This window comes from Thermomicrobiales bacterium (genome assembly GCA_041390825.1).
In the GTDB taxonomy this organism is placed as follows: domain Bacteria; phylum Chloroflexota; class Chloroflexia; order Thermomicrobiales; family UBA6265; genus JAMLHN01.
Genome location: JAWKPF010000008.1, coordinates 177,411 through 196,099, shown reverse-complemented (window position 1 = coordinate 196,099; position 18,689 = coordinate 177,411). Strand labels below are relative to the sequence as shown.

The window sequence follows — 18,689 nt, the reverse complement described above, 5'->3', positions numbered from 1 at the left end:
GAGCAGCATCGACCATCCCCCGAAGAAGGTGATCGACGCGATGTTGATGATGCGTCCCGTGCCATTGGCTTTCAGATACGGGAACGCGGCCTGGGAGCAAAGGAAATACCCCTTCAGGTTGGTGGCCATCACCTCGTCCCAGGATTCTGCGGTGATCTCGGTCCATTCGCGTCGCGGATAGATGGCGGCATTGTTGATGAGAATGTCGATGCGGCCGAATTCCTCCGCAACCGAACGCATCAGTGCCGCGATGTCGGCTTCGTTCGAGATATCGCAGACCCGGGCGACGGCCGTGCCACCATTGCCGGTGACCAGCGCGACGGTGTCATCGAGCGACTCCCTGGTTCGTCCGGCAGCCACCACCGTGGCTCCTGCCGCCGCGAGCGAATCGCAGATGCCATGTCCGAGTCCGCCGCCAGCGCCGGTGACGATCGCAACTCTTCCCGCGAGTGAAAACGCTTCAGCCGGCGTTTGCGCCATTGGTCGATCTCCCTTTGATTGACCGTCTCCGGATCCAGCCGCCCGGTTATCGGTTTCGACGAGCCACTCGTGTGCCGAACTTCGATGGCCGCACCCCTCCAGGGGGTCTCGCTCAGGCGGGCACCCCGCTCGAGCGCGCGCTCATCAGGTCGTCGAGCAAGGAAAGCGCGAATGCGTCCGGAGTCGGGGCCGGTTGACGAACAGTTCCGTGCGCGATTGCGCCACGGCGGCGGAGGATCTCCTTCCGGAGCGCCACACCGGCGCCGGGTTGCGCTTCGAAGACCATCAGGGGCAATGCCTGCTCGTACGCGGCACTGGCGAGTTCGCGGTCCCCTGCCTGGTATGCGGAGACGATTTCGACTAACGCCTCCACCGCGGCAAATCCGGTCATCACGCCAGCCGCGCCGGCATCGAGCTCATGCAACAGCGATACGCCGCCCAGACCGCCAAAGAGCTGGTAGCCGGGTTCCAGTTGCCGCAGCTTGTGCATCTTGACCGCGGTGGGCGGATCTTCGAGTTTACAGATCGAGCCAGGCGGCAAGAACTCATACAGACCGGCGATGAACTCGGCCGGCATCTTCACACCGCTCGACGTTGGGTGATCCTGCACGATGAACGGAATGGTGAGATCAGCCGCGACGCGCTTGAAATGTTCCTTCAAGGCTGGTCCCGCCGAACTCCCCGGTGGCGGGGAAACCATCACGGCCGCGACGCCAGCTTTCTGGGCGGCATCGGCGCGCGCCCTGGTAACGACCGTCGAGTTGTGTGTCACGCCAACCGAGATTTGCAGATCGTCGCCCCCCGCTTCGAGGGCAGCATTCAGAACCTGATCACGCTCATAGTCGCTGAGACGGTCTGCTTCTCCCAGCACGCCAAGCACGAGCGCGCCCCTGCATCCACCCTGCGCCAGATAAGACATGAGAGTGCCAACACTGGCGAGATCGAGCGACTCATCCGGCAGAAACGGGGTCGCGGCAATGCAATGGACCCCCGGCGTCAATCCTGTGCTCATGCACGTGTCTCCCTTGGCTATTCGGTGGTGTGCGGACTCACCAACTCGAACCGCGTGTACTCCAACATTTTGCGCTATTCCCATCGCTCAGGACACCTACAGGAATTCGACGGTCACGAAGGAGCGCCCGCATCTGGCATACACTGCCTTGTGCAAGATTCCTTCCGATGCCCAGACAGACGCCATGGTCGATCGTGACGAGCAGGCTCCCGGCACCGAAAAGGTCGAGATTGCGGGAGAAGAACGAGAAGAGCGGGTCGGCGAGCTGAGCCGACTCATCAGCTTGAGCGATGGCGTTTTCGCGTTTGCCATGACACTGCTCGTCGTCAGCATCGAGATTCCCGATCTGAGCGACAGCGACGCGAAAGGCGTGCTGGCTCGCGATCTGTGGGACACCTGGCCACAGGTCATCTCATATGTCATTGGGTTTCTGGTGATCGCGTTCATGTGGGGATCGCACCGCCGCACGTTCGCGCGGATTCGGGACTACGACGACACGCTGGTCAAACTCAACATCCTCTTGCTCATGTTCGTGGCGTTCTTGCCGTTCCCGACTGGAATCCTGGGCGAGTATGGGGACCTTGCCATTCCAGCAGTGTTCTACGCCGTCATCCTTCTGACGATTTCCGTGCTCTTCATCGTGATCATCGATCATCTCGACCAGCACCGGGAACTGATGACCCGCAGGGGGAAGGGTTTCGATTTTCCACGCGCAAAGACGCGTCATCTGGTCACCGCGGGGATTTTTCTACTCTCGATCCCGGCAGCCTTTGCGTTCCCCGGCTTTGGTCAGCTCATATGGATCCTGCTGGCGTTCAATCACAAGATTTCCGAGGTGCTGCTGCCGCACCTGCCGGGACGATTTCACGAACGCCCGGGCCAGGCATAGAGGCGGCTGACGCGGCGGGACTGTTCGTCGTAACAATCGTCGAAGCGTTGCGCCGCTGCCTCGCCAATCACGACCGAGGAGGACAGCACCAGGGGCGGCTGGCCGAGCGCGACCAGGTTCTGCGCCGTCTGCGTCTTGAGCGCGTTGGCAATCGCCGCAAACCCGATTGTCGACCCTGGGCCAACCGGATCGTCCAGCCCGTCCAGTTCGATCATGGCATCGCCCGCAGGCACACAGTTGTCGATGGCGATATCCGCGATGTCGATCAACTTCCTGCCCGAGGAATGCTTGGCATCGCTTCGGCTGGCATGGTCGAATGAGACGACCGCAATCACCGGCAAGCCGCGCGCGTGCGCGCCCAGCGCAACATCGACGACGACCGCGTTCACGCCACTGTTCGAGAAGATCAGCATGGCGTCATCCGGCCCGAAGTTGAAGTTGCGCAAGATGACCTCGCCAAGCCCCTCCTGCTTTTCGATCCACATAGCTTGCCGCTGTCCATTGGCCCCGACGATCTGGGTATGGTTGGTCATCGAGAGCTCGACGATCGGATGGAACCCGGGAAAGCTGCCGTGCCTGGGAAAGAGCTCCTCGACCGGAATGCGCGAATGCCCGGTGCCAAACGCATGCACCAGACCGCCGGCGGCAATGCTCCGCGCGCAGATCTCGGCGGCACGATCGACGGCCGCCAGCTGCGTGGCCGCAATCCGCTCGATGATGCCGGCGGCCTCGGCGAGATAGCGGCCAGAACCCGACAATTCAGTCACGAATCCAGGTCCTGGGTGCGCTCGTATTCGGATTTGGCCCAAAGCGCCGCGCCCACAACGCCGGATTCGAATCCAAGCTGGGCGGGCCGAAACTCGATCTTGTCGATTTCGGTCACGTGGCAATGCGCCCGTGCCGCCTTCTCGATCTGTTCCCAGTAGTACCCATATGGCTTGAGCACGCCGCCACCGAGCACAACCACGTTCGGGGCGAGCGCCGATATGGCATTCGAAATGGCAATGCCCATGTGGAAGCCGGCGAAATCGAGCACCTGTCTGGCAATTGGGTCGCCGTCAGCCGCCGCTCGCTCAACGAGTTCCGGTGTCATCTTGTTGAGGTCTTCACCGATCATCTCGCGCAGGATGGTGGTTTCGCCCATGACGATCAGCCGGTTGGCGTCGCCAATGATGGCAGGCCCCGCCGCATACGCTTCGGCGCATCCCTGATTCCCGCAGCCGCAGTGGCGGCCCGCGGTGTTTACGATCATGTGCCCCAGCTCGCCGCCCGCGCCACCGAGCCCCATATTGACCCGGCCATGCGCCACGATGCCGCCGCCAATGCCTGTGCCGATGGCGTAGCAGAGCGCGGTTTGCACACCCTTGGCGGCGCCGATCTCCAGCTCCGCTACGGTGAACGCGCGCACATCATTGATCAGGAAGACGGGCAACCCAAGCGCTTCGGACATGCGCGGCCCAACCGGGACGTCGGGCCAATCACCCGGAAGATTGGGGAGGAAGAGCGTGTAGCCGCGCTCCATATCGAGCACACCTGGCGCAGCGACGCCGACGGCGCGGATGACCTGTCCGGGTTCGGCCAGCGCGGAGATATCGCGCGCGCCAGCGATCATGCGCTCCAGCACCGCATCGTGTCCCTCGTCTCCTTCGGTGAGACACCGGCTGCGCTGAAGCACATTGCCATCGTTGTCGATGAGCGCAAACTTGATGGTGGTCCCGCCGAGATCGACCCCGATGTAGCACGCGTTCGAACTAGGCATCAGATTGCACTCGCTCCGATCCAGAGATCGATAGGCTTCTTGACGTTCTTCGGAACCTTGACGGGCAATCGCACGGTGGCTCCGATTCGGGCAGATTGATAGGCAGCGTAGATTACTTCCAGCGCGTTCCGACCGTCGCTCCCGGTGAGGAAGCTCGGTTCATCCCGCTGCACGCAGTCGACGAAATACTGCATCTCCTGCGGAAAGCCTGAGTTCCAGGCGTCCTCGTACGTAATGTGCGACCAGCCGGCAGGTGCGCCCCCACTCTTGCCCGCGGCGTCATTTCCGACAGCGGAATAGGTCGCCAACGAATTGCCCCGGATCAGATCGGCCCGGGTGTGGCCCTTCGTGCCATAGATCTCGGCCCGGTCGTCCAGTCCGCCGCCCTTGGCCCAGGAGCTTTCGACGACCGCCATCTGGCCGCCGTCGAAGTTGAGCACCGTGACCGCGTGATCTTCGCCCTGGGTCTTGTCGCCATGGACGAAGGTGCCGAGATTGGCGGTGACATGAGTAATGGCGGCGCCGTTCAGCAGCCAGCGGGCAAGCGCGATCCCATGACAACCCAGATCCATGAGCGCGCCGCCACCCGAGCGCTCGACATCCCAATACCATGGACTGTGTGGACCGGAATGCTCTTCGCTGTGCTTGACGAGGAAGATATCGCCGAGCGCGCCCTGGTCGATCAATTCCTTGGCTCGCACGTACTTCGGCGCGAAACAAAGCGCTTCGGCGTACATCAACTGCACGCCGGCCGTCTCGCAAGCAGCGATCATGGCATCGGCTTCCTGGAGCGTGGTCGCGAGCGGTTTCTCGCAAATGACGTGCTTGCCAGCTTCCGCGGCAGCGATCGTCACTTCGGCATGCAGATCGTTCGGCAACGCGAGGGAGATCACATCGATCTCGTCGATCTTGAGCAGTTCGCGAAAGTTGGTCAATGCGCGCGGAATATCGTGCCGTTTGGCGAAGTCGACCGCATGGTGAAGGTTCGGTGACGCGACCGCAACCACTTCGCAATTGGGCACGCGCGCGAACGATTCCGCATGGATGTCGGCGACGAAGCGCGAACCGACGATCCCAACCTTGACCTTCTCCACCCGCTTCCCTTCCCAGGACTACTTGATGTACGGGCTCAGCACATCTCGGGTGAGATAAAACCCGCGCTTCACCTTTTCTTCGGTTCCTTCGAAGGTGCGGTCTTCGTGCTCGATGCTGATGACGTAGTCGTAGCCGACCGAGTAGAGCGCAGACATGAACTCCGGCCAGCGCACATCGCCGAGTCCTGGCAGCTTGGGAATCGCCCAACTGAACCCGGGAGCGAGGATGCCGTCCTGATAGAGCATCTCACGGTCGATCCACATGTCTTTCGCGTGAACGTGGAAGATGCGGTCCTTGAAGTCCCGAATCGGGCGGATTTCGTCGATGAATTGCCAGATCAAATGGGAAGGATCGTAATTGAGCCCGAAGTTGTCGTCCGGAATGATCTCGAACATCCGCTTCCAGATGGACGGGGAATACGCAACATTTTGCCCACCGGGCCATGTGTCGTCCCAGAGCATCGGGCAGTTCTCGATGGCGATCTTGATACCCCGCTCCCCGGCGTATTTCACGATAGGCGGCCAGACTTTGGCGTATTCCTCCAGGTTCTCTGTGGCGTACTTGGTCATGTCGGCGCCCACGAACGTTCCGACGATCGGCACCTCCATGAGAACCGCCGCGTCGATCGCCCGCTTCAGATGTTCGATCTGAAACGCGCGCGCCTTCCCGGTCGCGCCGAGGATGTTCGGATAGTAGGCCAGCGCCGAGATATCGAGTCCGGCGTCCTTGACGATGGCCCTGGCTTCCCGGGCAGCAGACTTGCTCAGTCCGTCGACATCGATATGGGTGACGCCGCCATAACGGCGATCGCTCTTGCTGACCGGCCAACAGGCGACTTCCAATGTCCGGAACCCACTCTCGGCTGCCCACGTGGCAATGTCTGTCAACGATGCCTGCGGCAGCGCGGCCGTCAAGAGCCCGAGTTTCATGCGTATCTCCTTCCTGGACCCAGGGCTCCGAGCACCCGGATTGACCCCTGGACTACCGTCACGCTGGCGGAATTGTCACCCAGCGGTTTTCGCGCGCGCTTTGCAGAAGCGCCTCGCCCACTTGCAGTGAATAAACCCCGTCGGCGAATGTCGGGTAGTCGGGTTTTTCGGGTGGCCCACCGGCCTCGATAGCCGCATAGACCTTCTTGTAGAGCTGCTTGAAGGTATCAGGGAACCCTTCCGCATGCCCACCTGGATAGTCGGTGGTGCTCCGCGCGGAGGGGGAGAGCAGCGCGGGATCGCGCAAGAGCGTTTCACTCGGACGGTCGCGACGGCCAATCCAGAGCTGTTCCGGGTTCTCAGAGTTGAACGCAACCGAGGCCCTGGAACAGTCGATTTCGAAGGCAAGATGGTTCTTGCGACCAGCGCTCATCTGAGAAACCGTGCAAACGCCATGGACCCCGTCTTCATACCGCAGCAGGATGGAGGCATAGTCCTCTGTGGTGATCGAGATCTCCTCGTAGTCGGCCGGGTCGAGCGTCTTGCCCGCGAACGTCTCGACAGGCTTGGTTGGCTTCTTGCGCTTTTCCATCAGCGTTGCGAAATCGGCGCAGACCTCCCGGAGCCGCTTTCCGCCGATGAAGGTCATCAGATCGAGCCAATGCGAGCCGATGTCGGCCACGACGCGCATCTCGCCGCCGAGCCCCGGTTCCAGCCGCCAGTTCCAGTCGGTCTCGTTCAATAGCCAATCCTGCAGATATTGCCCATGCATGAGCAGGACGTTGCCAAGATCGCCGCTTTCCACCAGCGACTTCGCCTGGTGACATTGAGCGTAAAAACGCAGGTTGAAGTTCACGGCATGGACGATCCCTGCGGCGTTGGCGGCGGCGAGCAGTTCTCTGCCCTCCGCAGCATCCATCGCCAACGGCTTTTCACAGATGACGTGCTTGCCCGCGGCGATCGCTGCAAGGGCCATCGGCTTGTGCAGGTAGTTCGGGGTCGTGATATGGACCGCGTCGAGCCCCGGATATGCGAGCAAGTCATCGAGCGCGTCGAACGAGCGCGGCAGACGCATTGCCGCGGCGCGTGCAGCTCCGTTCTCGGGCGAAGAGCCGAGAATGCCAACCACTTCGACACCGATCCGGCGCAACGCTTCGACATGCACCGGGCCAATGAATCCGGTGCCGATCACTGCTGCCCGGAGTGTTCTCGTCATCGATAGGTCTCCTCGAGGTGCGTGCGGCTAGTAGTCGTTCGGCCCTGGTTCGGGCGCAACTGGAGGAGCTTCTCCCGCCACGCGCGCCCGGAATTCGTCGAGTATTTGCTTCGTGGCGGTCGCGCCGACGCGCGTGACGCCAACGTCCATCATCGACAGCATGGCATCGAGCGAGCGAATCCCGCCCGCGGCCTTGAGTTGCACGTTTGGTGGCACCGATGCGCGCATCAGGATCAGATCCGACACTTTGGCGCCTTCTGGGGCGAAGCCCGTGCTCGTCTTGACGAAGTCGCCTCCGGCAATCGCTGCCGTCCTGGAGGCGCTCACCGTTTGATCCTCGGTCAAGTAGGCATTTTCCAGAATGACTTTGACCAGCGCGCGGCCGCGGGCCACCGCGACCACCGCGGCGATATCGGCGCGCACGTAGTCGATGTTGCCCGACAGGAGCTGCCCGATGTTCAGCACCATGTCCAGCTCGACAGCCCCGCTGTCCATTGCCTGTTCGGCCTCGGAGACCTTTGTGAGGGTGGTGTTGGCTCCGTGCGGAAAACCAACCGTACTGCCGACCCGCACATCGGAACCGGCCAGGATACGCGCCGCCAGCGGGATGTCGCACGGACGACAACAGACCGCGGCCACATCATAGCGCACCGCCAGCTGCAAACCTTCTTCCACCTCCGCTTCGGTCATTTCGGGCTTGAGGAGGGAATGGTCGATCGCTTTGGCGATCTGCCGATAGGTATACCCCTGGACGGTTCCCTCGATGGAATCAGGGGCGATGGCGCTGCTCATCAGACTGCCTCCACTGGGGTCGAATGGATCCGTTCGACCAAATCAAGACCCGTGAACCCACTCGGGTTCTCGACGCGATAGAGGCATCGATCGGGACGTACGAATTCGTCGGTGACCTCGAGCGGCACACTGCCGATTGTCCGCGCAAGCCGACGCATGAGCAAGATGGGCGTCGTCTCGGGCACTTCCAGCAGCTCGGCCACCTCTCCGGATGCGGCAACCGCTTCGATCGTATCGAGCGAATACTGGGCGGGAACGCCGCACATGTTCCCCAGGTACTCATAAAGCGAGCCGCTCAGGTCAGCAGACGGCAATCCTGGGCAGACACGTAGCGGAACGTGGGTGTAGTCGACCATGATCGGATCGCCGTCGACCATGCGTACACGCACCAGGTGGAGCAGTTCCTCGTCCGGCTCGATCTGCAAGATGGTCGCCTGAGCGGCGTTTGCGGTCACGACTTTCTGGCGAACCACCCTTGTGCTCGGAGTTCCCCCTTGCCGCTGAACGACGTCGCGGAACGTGGCATGCCCGGTCAGCGGCCGCGAAATGCGAGAATCGGAGACAAAGGTGCCACGGCCATGATCGCGGCGTAGCATTCCCGCGTGCACCAATTCGGCAATCGCCTGGCGCACCGTCATCCGGCTCAGCCCGGTCATCTGCATGATCTGGCGTTCGGAGGGTATTGGCCGATCGTGCGGCCAGCCTTCGGTCAGTTTCACGCGCAAGCGATCGCGCAACTGCTGATAGAGCGGAACCGGATCAGCAGGGTCGAGCGGCCCAATATCGAAGGATTGGATGTCCTCGTCGTTCACCAGGTGTACCCCGTACATCCCCAACGCCGGCGATTCAAGGTCCGTTGCTCGCTGTTCCTGCTGGCTGTCGGCGTCAGATCAGCGTTGCCTGTCATCCGTCGAGAAGACCGTGCCCCCTGACGGCACTACCGGAATACTGTCGCTTGCCTATGCAGACTACCAAATCCAAACGCCGCCCTCGCAAAGCGACGCGGACATCGCGATTAGCGATTGTGCTCGCGATCCTGCTCATGGCAGGGCTGACCGGTATGGTCTGGTTGTTCATCCGCACCCCCTTCGTGCATGCCGCGGACAGCTTTCCCGATCGCGCCGCGGCAAGCTGGCGCGTCGGCATCGCCGATCTGGGCGAGTCCCCTGCGTTCGCGCCGAACCCGCCCGCACACCCAATCGAGTACTGCGACGGCGTTTCCGAGCGACCGCAGCACGCCATTGCCGAAGGAGTCGCCCTGCTGCGTGGGACCGCTGAGGGCGCACGTCTCTATGCAGTGCTGGTGGACAATGGCGTTTGCATTGGCGTGCAGGATCTGGATTTCAACTCCGCCTACGCGACATCGCGCTGGACTCCGCTCGACGGTTGGTCGACGAGCGAGATCGTGATCAGTGAAACGTACGTTGACTGGCTCTATCCGGATGTGATCGCAGCTATTCTGGCCCACGAAGCGACGCATATCGACCGTGCGGTCAACGGTACCGCGTGCTACTTCGTCGAGGCCTGCACGACCTTGCCCAACGGCGTGGCGCTGGAGGAAGAGATCGTGGCGCATGAGGCGGAAGCGCGCTGGTGGATCGCGGCATTCGGGCGCGATGGCAAGGACCGCGCCTTCAACGCCGACTCCTCGGAAAACCGGCTGAAAGTGGCCTATCTGCGCGGGCCGGATGAGTTCCGCGAGTTCGTGCGCGAGCTCCGGTCCGACGAACGTGAAGGAGGAGGAATGTGAGCAAACATCCCTGGGTGGAGCGCCACCAGCATCGAATCGGGTTTGCCGTCCAGGGCGGCGCCGCCCCGAACGATCCCGATCCCAATGGGGTGATCATGCGCGCTGGTCTCCTCACAGAGGAAGTTGGTCTCGACGCATTCTGTATCGGCGATCATCCCGGCAACACGCCTGAGGCCTTCGTGCATCTGGCTGCGCTTGCGCAAGCGACGCGCCGGATCGAGCTTGGCTCGATCGTCTATTGCATCTACCACCGGCATCCAGTGATGTTCGCGCGGCAGATTGCCGATCTCGACCAGTTGAGCTCGGGCCGGGCGCTCATCGGACTTGGAATCGGGTGGAACGCACCGGAATTCGGGCGGTTGGGAATGGCGCTGCCGCCGGTCCCGGAACGGCAACGCGCGCTCGAAGAGTATGTCCACATCGTCGAAGGAGTATATGGACCGGAACCGTTCTCCTTCGCAGGAGAGACGTTTTCCACCGCGGACGCGCGCATCTATCCGCTCCCGGTGCAACGACCGCGACCACCGATCATCATCGCGGGCGCCGGAGCGAAGGTCACATTGCGCCAGGTAGCGCAGTTCGCCGATGCATGCAATTTCGGGGCGAGCGCGAACACCGGCGCGGTGCGCGGCGTGGAGGGAGTCAGCCGCAGTTTCGAAATCTTGCGGCAGCATTGTGACGCTATCGGGCGCCCGTACGATGAAATCCTGCGCACGCATTTCACGGCGTGGCTGTTCATCGCGGAATCAGAATCCGACGTTGCGGCCAAGAAAAAGAAGTACTTCCCGAACGGGTTGACCGAAGAGCAAGTGCACACGCGCATCTTTGGCACCCCAGACCAGATCATCGCCTATTGCGCGGAACTGGTCGATGCTGGCGTGCAGTATTTCGTCATGCAAACTCAGGACGCGGGCGATCTCGAAAGCATCGAGCTCCTGGGTCGTGAGGTAGCGCCCCGGGTGCGCGCCTTGCGTTGAGACCAGCGCTGTGGCCCCAGATCCAGCCTAATCAGGCAACAACAAGTCCCGCAGAAAACGGCTCGGGTTCTTCGCGCGGCCATTGACCCGCGCGGCGTGCGTGACCACCAACACATCCTGGGCACGGGTCATGCCAACATAGAACATGCGGCGTGACTCGGCGTCATCCAGATCCGTGGAAAAGACATACTGGTCATCTTCCGATCCGAGCATGAACACCACCGGCCATTCACGGCCCTTGGCGGCATGAATGGACATCATCACCACCCGGTTCACGTCCGCATGCTCGATGTCGGTCGAGACCGCGAGCTGGAACCAACGCAGAAATGTCTGCAAATCGTGGTCATTGTGCGTGCGCTCGAAGCTACCGAGCGCGGTCGCCCATTCTTGCTCGATCCGATCCCAGTGGGCATCCTCTGGGTCGGTGACCAGATCGATCATTCGCAATGCCCGTTCGGCGCTCGCGGTTACACCTGTTTGCAGTTGCGTTCCTTCTGCGGTCAGCGCGAGTCCGTGCCCTAGCTCGAGCGCGCGCCGCCCCGCTATCTGCAGCAAGGCACTGTCGGGATCGGTGCGCCCCCGCAATGCCACCGAGGCCGCCACCTGCGGCAATTCGTGACCGAGTGAACTGACCCTTCGTTCGGATCCGATCTCGATCATCAGATCGATGAAGACCCGGGCCGTCAGGCGCGCGTCGAGATCGGCCCGGTGCTCCCGGCGCAGTCGCCTTTCCTCCGGCCTGAGCAGCGCATCCAGGCCCGCAGGTTCGCCTGGATGCAGCCTCCTCCTGATCTTGATGGTGTCGATCGAGAAGCGAGGCGGCTGGGCGAGATCGAATTCGCTGCATAAACGTCGGATGAGCGGTAGATCGTACGCATCGATGTTGTGCCCCACCAACGGCGTATCGCCCACGAAGGCGAGGAAGTCGGCCAGTGCCTGAGCGGGTGGAGGCGCGTCGGCGACATCGTTCCAGCGAATGCCGGTAATGCGCTGCACTTCGGCCGACAGCGCCTCCGGCCCGGAGGGGCGTACCCAGCGCATGAAGGGTTCGCCGGTGATGCGGCCGTCCTCGACCACGACCGCGCCGATCTGCAGCAGTTCCGCGCTGGCGATATGGGTGCTGGTGGCTTCGACATCGAACACGACGAATCGTTGCTTGCGGGACCGGTCGAATCGCTCATCGAGACGCTGGCACAGTCGGTAGACCAACGCGGTGCAGGTAAAGTGACCGGCGTTTCGTTCCAGATCGACAAGGGAGAACGGGATGGAGCGTTGCTCGCACGTGTCGCCGAGCAACACCGCCAGCCCGAAGCCCGATTCGAGCGTGCGCTGCAGCATGCCCGCGGCCAGACAATGGTCGGCATTGTCCGGATCGAACACCAGCCGGACCGCCAACCCGTCGTGGACCGCATCGACCAACGTGTCGGCGATGCTGTCGACCGCGCGCGCCAACTCGTGCAACGTAGAACGGAAGTTGTCTCGTTCCCCTTGGGGAATGGGGTCGCGGCGCCGGCGGACCATGGGAAGGATTCGCTCGACTCCCTGACGGGCATGGTCCACCGTGCCAACTTGCTGATCGAGGTCGCGCATGAAGCGCTCGACCCCAAGGGCGGAGAGCGGAGTGACCGTCTCACGCAGGAGTTCGGGGTGCGCCGCGAGTTGCACCAGACGCAGGTCATGCACGCGGGCTGCTTCCCGCAATTGCATCATGGTCAGTTCGTCGACGAGCACGCGCGGCCAGTTGATTGCCGGTTCGAACTGGAGATCGTCCAGTGCGGCAATCAACTGCAGATAGCGAAATCCCTCGATCACATGCCGATCGTCGAAGAAACGGTTGGCCTGGATACGCGCAACGGGGATGCCAGTTCTCAACAACTCGTGCTCGACGAGATTGGCGCGGTTATGCGTGCGATAAAGGATGGCGATATCCTGAAAATCCCGTCCCTTCGCGTTGGCGGCCCTGACTGCGCTGGCGACCCATTCCGCTTCTTCCACATCGGTCGGAAGACCATGCAGGTGAGGCGTGTCCACACCGGGTCGCACCGGCACGCTGTTGGCAGGCGCATCGCCAGCTGCAATGAAGTGGTTTGAGGTCTCCACCAGACGCCCGGTCGAGCGGTAGTTTTCGCGCAGGCTGAACGTTTCCGGACGGTACTCCGCACGGAAGCGCCGCAGCATCTCGCTGGCGTTTCCGCCACGGAACCCGTAAATCGCCTGATTGGGATCGGCCACCGCGAGCACTTGCCGGCCAGGTTTTCGACCCGGGGCGATGGCGGTCAGAAGCCGGAACTGATCGGGGGAAAGGTCGTGGAACTCGTCGACGAAGACAAAACGGAGACGCTCATGCAGCGGATCGGCGACGTCCGGGAACTGCCAAAGAAGATCGCCGGCGAACCAGATGAGGTCCTCGAAATCCAGCAGCTCCTGATCTCGCAGTTGCCGCCGATATGACTCCTCGACCGCCGCCATCGTTTCCTGACCAAACGGCGGCCGCTGCGACGGGACTTCGGCAGGATTGGACTTGTGCTGGCTGATCCATTTGCCAACCTGGATAACTTCGTTGTTGTCGACCTGATCGTAGCCGCCCGCGTGCAGCGCCAGCCGGATGATGTCTCCCCGCCGAAACTCATCGCATACCTGGAATCCGTCCGACAGCCCAATTTCCCGGCCATGATCGCGCAGCAGATCGTACGCCCAACTGTGCATCGTCGAGGCATGCACGTGCGGATTCGCCCGTTTGGCAATGCGATCCTTGAGCTCGTGCCCGGCCTTGTTGGTGTAGGTAAGCGCCAGAATCGCTTCCGGTTCGGCATGACCGCTGTTCAGCAGCCATGCGATCCGCTGCGAGATCGTGTGGGTTTTGCCGCTGCCAGGGGGCGCGATGACCAGCATATGCCAGTCGAGGCGATCGTATTCAACGATGCGGCGTTGGCTGTCTGATAATCCGGGCATGACACTTCCCGACATGATGTCGCGGAGCATGAATCGAAGCGGGCAGCGAGTTGGAGTTTAGAGCAGGAGCACAGTCGGAGCACATGAGCGAATCACGAACCCCCTGGGCGCCCGAACTCGATGTGGCCAAGGCAGCCGCCAGCGCTGCAGGTGCGGCAGTGATGGAGTTCTACGTCGAGCAGTCTGCCGAGAAGTATGTCAAGAAGGACGGCTCGGTCGTTACCGATGCCGATCTGGCCGCGGATAGCATCATCCGTTCCACCATCCTCAACGCGTTTCCAAACGATGCCCTGCTCACCGAAGAAGGCGCGGACGACGAAGCTCGCTTGAGCAATGAGCGGGTTTGGATCGTCGATCCGATCGACGGCACAAACCAGTTCGTCGAACGGACCGGCGAATTCGACATGCTCATTGCGCTGATCGTCGATGGCCGTCCGGTTGTGGCGGTAACGTATCAACCGACGGAAGACATGTTGCTTTCAGCCGTAGCGGGCCACGGCGCCACCATCGAGCGCAATGGCGCGAGCGCGCCCCTTCGCCTCACTCCCCTCTCGCAAGAGACACCGCCACGGCTGATGACTTCGGTCTGGCTGGGGTACCCGGAGAACTTCCCATTCTTCGAGCGAATGGCAATTCGAATGGGAGCACCCGCTCCGCTGGTGTCCACGACCGGCATCTCGCTTCGTCGAATCATGCCGGGGACCCAACAGGCCGATGCGGTGATCGGCTACAAGCTGGGCCGCACGATCGAGGAGCAAACCTTCGCCTGGGAGTGGGACTTCGCCGCCCCCGATTTGATCATCCAGGAGGCCGGCGGCAAGATGACCGACCTGCACGGGCATCTGCACCGCTACAACAAGCGCGTGCCGCGCAACGAACGAGGCGTGATCTTTAGCGTCGATCCCATCACCAACGCGCGCGTCGTCGATGCGATCGCGCTCGAGCAGGCGGTCCAGGGGTAGGTCGAACCCACCTGCATCAAGTGGCCCCGATCGGCGAACACCCAGAACTGGGGCCGCGCGCGCTCGGCGCCGGGCGCTATGGCCCGGTTACAGCAGCGATGCCGCCGCTTCGTCGAGGATGATCGTGACCTGCTCCGGCACGAGCCGCAACCACGAGGCGGGGACGTCGGCAGACATGGGCTCTCGCAACGCGCGGCGCATGATCTCAGCCTTGCCTTCCCCGGCGGCAATGAGCACGATCCGGTCGGATTCCAGCAGGGTGCCGACGCCGACCGTCATCGCCCTGGTTGGCACAGACGCGCCCTCGAAGTAGCCCGCTGCCTGATCGATCGACTCCTGCGTGAGATCGATGACGCGCGTGCGGGTATCGGCCTCCGATCCCGGCTCGTTGTAGGCGATATGCCCGTTGTTTCCGATACCAAGCACCGCCAACGCCAGGTTGCCGGCATCGGCAATCGACTGGTCATAGCGCCTGGCCGCAGCCGCCGCATCGGCCTCATCGACGGGCAGCGTATGCACGTTCTCCATCGGAATGCCTGCCGGCTCGATGAGCGTACGCTTGAGCCATGCGGTGAGCGTGTTCGGGTTGTCCAGCGTCACACCGAGATATTCGTCCAGACAGAAGAGCTGGAACCGTGTGAGATCGAGTTCGCCGGAGCGCGACGCGGCGATCAGATTGTCGAACATTCCGACTGGCGTGCTGCCCGTTGGCAGCGAAATTGGGGCGGTCGGACGGACAGTCAGCACCTCGGCCACGATCTCCGCGGCCATCCGGCTCATCTCATCCGCGTCCTCGACAACCACCAACGTTGGTTCCTGCGCCATCCCGATGCTCACTCCCATGCAAACCATATGTTCATCAGCCGGGGATAATACCGCGCAGTACACGTACCACTACAGGAGTCGAGCTCCGCAGTATGTCCATACCTACGAGGATCGCAACAGCGCTGGAGCAGATCGATGGCTGGATCGGCGAATCGGGGGTGCCGGGCGCAGCCGCGGTGATCTGGCACCGCGGCGAGATCGTCGGCCGGCGATACGCCGGAGAGGCCCAGCCAGGCATTCCCGTCGATGCCACGACGCTCTTCGGATTGGCGTCCGTCACCAAACCGATGACTGCCGCGACCATCATGACCCTGGTCGAGAGCGAGCTGATCGAGCTTGATGCCCCTGTGGATCGCTATCTTCCCGGGTATGCCAGCATGACGTCGAGCGACGATTCCCTGCGGTCGCTGCGCGGCCGGATCACCGTGCGCCAGTTGCTTTCACACACGTCGGGACTGCCGGAAGACCTGCCACGCGGCACCTTTGGCAGCCGGGCGGCGCCGACCCTGCGCGAAATCACCGACGCCATGCTCCGCCAGCCGCTCTGGACCGCGCCGGGAACCGAGCTGATCTATTCCAATACGGGATACGGCATCCTGGGCAGGTTGGCCGAAGCCGTCACTGGGCGCGATTTCTGGGAGCTCACCTGGGACAACGTCTTCGAGCCGCTGGAGCTGCACGATACCATCGCTCGGCCCGGCCCTGAGCTCGACCGGCGCATTGGCCGCGTGCGCGATGTCTACGGCCAGGGACGGCCGACCGAGTCGTACAACAGCCAGTATTGGCGCGACCTCGCGATCCCCTGGGGCGGGCTCTATGGCTCTCCCGACGATGCAGTGCGCTTTGCCGCGACCTTCCTGCGGCAGGGGGATGGGTTCATCCTACCGGCACTTGCCCGGGAGATGGTCACCGACCAGGTGCATGGCCTGAAAGGCGAGGTGCAAGCCGCGCGCGTGAAGTGGCCGGTCGCCTCCTGGGGGCTCGGCTGGGAGATCAAGGGCGCCAAAGCGAAGCACTGGACCGGGAATCTCACCTCCCCCCAGACGTTCTGCCATTTCGGCGCGGCGGGGACGTTGCTTTGGGCCGACCCGACGATCGATCTGGCGGCTGCCATCTTCGCCAACCGCGCCACGTTCCATCTCTGGCCCTTCGTCCCCCCGCGCTGGGCCACGCTCTCGGATGCGCTGGTCGAGGCGGTTTCGAATTAGTGCCGGTTTCTGCGCCCGGCAACATCTACTCCCGTCGTACATCCTGGGCCGTGGCCTGCGCGACTAGCTCCAGTCCGGGGGACCGTCGCCCCAGTCCTGCAGGTCACGTGGGCCGAACGCCCGCGGCAGAATCTCCGAGAAGGGGACCACGAATGGGCCGCTGGCCGAACTGAAGATCATCCAAAGCTCATCGTCAGCAGGCTTGAACTCATTGATGATCTGGCGGCAGGCGCCGCAGGGTGTCACGGTTTCCACTCGCGGTGCATAGACCGCGACGGCGGTGATGGTGCGCGCTCCCCCTGCCACCGCGGTGCAAATGGCCACCCGCTCGCCGCAGTTGGTGACCGGATAGCTGGCGTTTTCCACATTGCAGCCGGTGACGATCGCGCCGTCCGCTGTCAGCACCGCCGCTCCCACCGGAAAGTTCGAGTACGGCGCATACGCTCGGTCGGCGGCGCGCATCGCCGCCTCCATGAGCTGTTCGACCATGGCTTCACTTGGCTTCGTGCTCATCCTGTCCCTTCTTTCGACCCGCTATCCTTTGGTGCGAACCATAGCGCGTGCCCAGAAAGCGACCCAACCATGTCCGAACCGATCGAACCGATTGCCTTGCGCCTCGCGGCCTTCGTCAACGAAGCGCTGGAGCTCGACGAAGACCCCGCTGAACTTGCCATGGAGATTCTGGCCTTCAAGCGCGATTCGAATGCTGGTATCTCGACCATCGAACTCGAGTCGTCGATCGGCGTCGCGGCGTTTCTCATCTATCACTATGAACTGAACACACCCGATGACGAGGGCCGGCAGGGCAGCGAGCTCTTCCAAAGCGATCTGCGCACCCTCGAACGGGCTGCCACCCTGAACACGCCCGGTCCCCGAATCCTTGCTCATGCCGTGACCGACGAGGAGGCGTACATTCTCGCCACTACCCCTGCGACGCATCGCGCGCTCACCGGAGCTGGATCTGATGAGACGGCGCCTCCTATCCCGCTCGAGCAACGCGACGAGATTCGCAAGGAAACCGCCGCAAATTTGCTGCAGCTGCTCACCGAGGCAAACGCGCAGGCTCGGGACTGGCTCGCCGCTATGCAGCTTTCAGGTGAAGCAACAACCACCGAACAGGTCGATTTCCATCCGGAGGAAACCGGTCTGGCGCTCTTCCTGTTGGACGAAAACAACATCCGCCAACTGCTGCAGGTGCTGAATCTGATGGTGCAAACGGCGCGGGCGGACCTGCCAAGTCAGAACGGTCTGGATCCCGAATAGGTTCGTGGCCGCGTGTCCAGCGGCCTCCGGCTGACGCACATCTCCGCAACAAGTGACCCGGACCACATGTGCGTGTTGCCGGGCGAACGGCCCAATGCTCAGGATCCGGTGTCGGCCCGGGCGTATTTCGCTTTCCAGGCATCGGCCTGTTCTTGCGAGACGCGAATGAAAAGCCCGGTCGCCTCCGCGAGAAGCAACCCGTCCGATTCACGGGAGATCGTCGCGGAAACGTCAGCAGTGCGCGTAGTGATGGCGCCGAGCTCAGCGCGTGCGATGGTGGGAACACCTACTTCGACCGGCTTTCGGTAGGTCGTGCTCAATCTGCCCGTGACGGCCCAGATGCCCGCATTGGTGACCGCCCAGGCCATGACTTCGTCGAAGACGGTCGAGATGATGCCGCCATGGACCATGCCGTCGTACCCTTGATGGTTGACCTGCGGCGTCCAATGGCTGAACACCGATCCATCCGGTTCGGCGAAAAAGATCAGATGCAGTCCCCACGGATTGCCGGCGCCACATCCAAAACAGTTGTGATCGTCGCGAACGGCAATTCGAATGGCGCTGGAACGTTCGTTCATTG

19 protein-coding genes are annotated in these 18,689 nt (G+C 62.5%); 6 read left to right on the top strand and 13 right to left on the bottom strand.

What is annotated here, in order from left to right; all coding sequences use genetic code 11:
- Positions 1–480 (bottom strand): SDR family oxidoreductase (locus R2855_05305; GenBank protein ID MEZ4530432.1); only part of this gene is annotated, 480 nt, incomplete at its 3' end.
- Between the two features lie 112 nt (positions 481–592).
- Positions 593–1,492 carry a dihydrodipicolinate synthase family protein gene (locus R2855_05300; GenBank protein ID MEZ4530431.1) on the bottom strand — a complete coding sequence of 300 codons (900 nt, stop codon included), beginning with the start codon at positions 1,490–1,492 and terminating at the stop codon, positions 593–595.
- Positions 1,493–1,640: 148 nt separating this feature from the next.
- Here R2855_05300 and R2855_05295 point away from each other — a divergent pair, with 148 nt between their 5' ends.
- The gene (locus R2855_05295) at positions 1,641–2,381 is read left to right on the top strand and encodes a TMEM175 family protein (GenBank protein ID MEZ4530430.1); all 741 of its coding nucleotides are present in this window, start codon (positions 1,641–1,643) and stop codon (positions 2,379–2,381) included.
- On the opposite strand, the gene R2855_05290 is transcribed toward R2855_05295, so the two are convergent.
- Genes R2855_05290 through R2855_05260 form a run of 7 tightly spaced genes read right to left on the bottom strand, consistent with a single transcriptional unit; the run spans position 2,357 to position 8,984 of the window.
- Complete coding sequence (locus R2855_05290) at positions 2,357–3,148, bottom strand: SIS domain-containing protein (protein MEZ4530429.1); 792 nt, start codon at positions 3,146–3,148, stop codon at positions 2,357–2,359. The genes R2855_05295 and R2855_05290 overlap by 25 nt on opposite strands.
- Positions 3,145–4,140 carry an ROK family protein gene (locus R2855_05285; GenBank protein MEZ4530428.1) on the bottom strand — a complete coding sequence of 332 codons (996 nt, stop codon included), beginning with the start codon at positions 4,138–4,140 and terminating at the stop codon, positions 3,145–3,147. The genes R2855_05290 and R2855_05285 overlap by 4 nt, the downstream gene beginning before the upstream one ends.
- Positions 4,140–5,234, bottom strand: a complete 1,095-nt coding sequence (locus R2855_05280; protein ID MEZ4530427.1) for a Gfo/Idh/MocA family oxidoreductase — start codon at positions 5,232–5,234, stop codon at positions 4,140–4,142. The genes R2855_05285 and R2855_05280 overlap by 1 nt, the downstream gene beginning before the upstream one ends.
- An 18-nt stretch (positions 5,235–5,252) precedes the next feature.
- Positions 5,253–6,164 carry a sugar phosphate isomerase/epimerase gene (locus R2855_05275; protein ID MEZ4530426.1) on the bottom strand — a complete coding sequence of 304 codons (912 nt, stop codon included), beginning with the start codon at positions 6,162–6,164 and terminating at the stop codon, positions 5,253–5,255.
- A gap of 58 nt (positions 6,165–6,222) precedes the next feature.
- On the bottom strand, positions 6,223–7,380 hold the full coding sequence (locus tag R2855_05270) for a Gfo/Idh/MocA family oxidoreductase (GenBank protein ID MEZ4530425.1): 1,158 nt from the start codon (positions 7,378–7,380) through the stop codon (positions 6,223–6,225).
- Between the two features lie 27 nt (positions 7,381–7,407).
- Entirely contained in the window at positions 7,408–8,172 is a 765-nt protein-coding gene (gene deoC, locus R2855_05265; protein MEZ4530424.1) for a deoxyribose-phosphate aldolase, read from the bottom strand.
- Positions 8,172–8,984 carry a GntR family transcriptional regulator gene (locus R2855_05260; protein ID MEZ4530423.1) on the bottom strand — a complete coding sequence of 271 codons (813 nt, stop codon included), beginning with the start codon at positions 8,982–8,984 and terminating at the stop codon, positions 8,172–8,174. The genes deoC and R2855_05260 overlap by 1 nt, the downstream gene beginning before the upstream one ends.
- Before the next feature lie 230 nt (positions 8,985–9,214).
- Here R2855_05260 and R2855_05255 point away from each other — a divergent pair, with 230 nt between their 5' ends.
- Positions 9,215–9,922: a hypothetical protein gene (locus R2855_05255; protein ID MEZ4530422.1), complete on the top strand. Its 708-nt coding sequence runs from the start codon at positions 9,215–9,217 to the stop codon at positions 9,920–9,922.
- Positions 9,919–10,899 carry an LLM class flavin-dependent oxidoreductase gene (locus tag R2855_05250; protein ID MEZ4530421.1) on the top strand — a complete coding sequence of 327 codons (981 nt, stop codon included), beginning with the start codon at positions 9,919–9,921 and terminating at the stop codon, positions 10,897–10,899. The genes R2855_05255 and R2855_05250 overlap by 4 nt, the downstream gene beginning before the upstream one ends.
- A gap of 27 nt (positions 10,900–10,926) precedes the next feature.
- Here the strand turns inward: R2855_05250 and R2855_05245 are convergent, their stop codons facing one another.
- Entirely contained in the window at positions 10,927–13,851 is a 2,925-nt protein-coding gene (locus tag R2855_05245; GenBank protein ID MEZ4530420.1) for a UvrD-helicase domain-containing protein, read from the bottom strand.
- 83 nt (positions 13,852–13,934) lie between these two features.
- Here R2855_05245 and R2855_05240 point away from each other — a divergent pair, with 83 nt between their 5' ends.
- Positions 13,935–14,813, top strand: coding sequence for a 3'(2'),5'-bisphosphate nucleotidase CysQ (locus tag R2855_05240; GenBank protein ID MEZ4530419.1), 879 nt, complete (start codon positions 13,935–13,937; stop codon positions 14,811–14,813).
- Positions 14,814–14,900: 87 nt separating this feature from the next.
- Here R2855_05240 and R2855_05235 read toward each other — a convergent pair whose 3' ends face one another.
- Entirely contained in the window at positions 14,901–15,638 is a 738-nt protein-coding gene (locus R2855_05235) for a glucosamine-6-phosphate deaminase (protein ID MEZ4530418.1), read from the bottom strand.
- A gap of 92 nt (positions 15,639–15,730) precedes the next feature.
- Here R2855_05235 and R2855_05230 point away from each other — a divergent pair, with 92 nt between their 5' ends.
- Positions 15,731–16,846 carry a serine hydrolase domain-containing protein gene (locus R2855_05230; GenBank protein MEZ4530417.1) on the top strand — a complete coding sequence of 372 codons (1,116 nt, stop codon included), beginning with the start codon at positions 15,731–15,733 and terminating at the stop codon, positions 16,844–16,846.
- Between the two features lie 63 nt (positions 16,847–16,909).
- Here R2855_05230 and R2855_05225 read toward each other — a convergent pair whose 3' ends face one another.
- The gene (locus R2855_05225; GenBank protein ID MEZ4530416.1) at positions 16,910–17,359 is read right to left on the bottom strand and encodes a cytidine deaminase; all 450 of its coding nucleotides are present in this window, start codon (positions 17,357–17,359) and stop codon (positions 16,910–16,912) included.
- Positions 17,360–17,428: 69 nt separating this feature from the next.
- Here R2855_05225 and R2855_05220 point away from each other — a divergent pair, with 69 nt between their 5' ends.
- On the top strand, positions 17,429–18,109 hold the full coding sequence (locus R2855_05220) for a hypothetical protein (GenBank protein ID MEZ4530415.1): 681 nt from the start codon (positions 17,429–17,431) through the stop codon (positions 18,107–18,109).
- Positions 18,110–18,207: 98 nt separating this feature from the next.
- On the opposite strand, the gene R2855_05215 is transcribed toward R2855_05220, so the two are convergent.
- On the bottom strand, positions 18,208–18,687 hold the full coding sequence (locus tag R2855_05215; GenBank protein MEZ4530414.1) for a PaaI family thioesterase: 480 nt from the start codon (positions 18,685–18,687) through the stop codon (positions 18,208–18,210).
- Between the last annotated feature and the right edge of the window lie 2 nt (positions 18,688–18,689).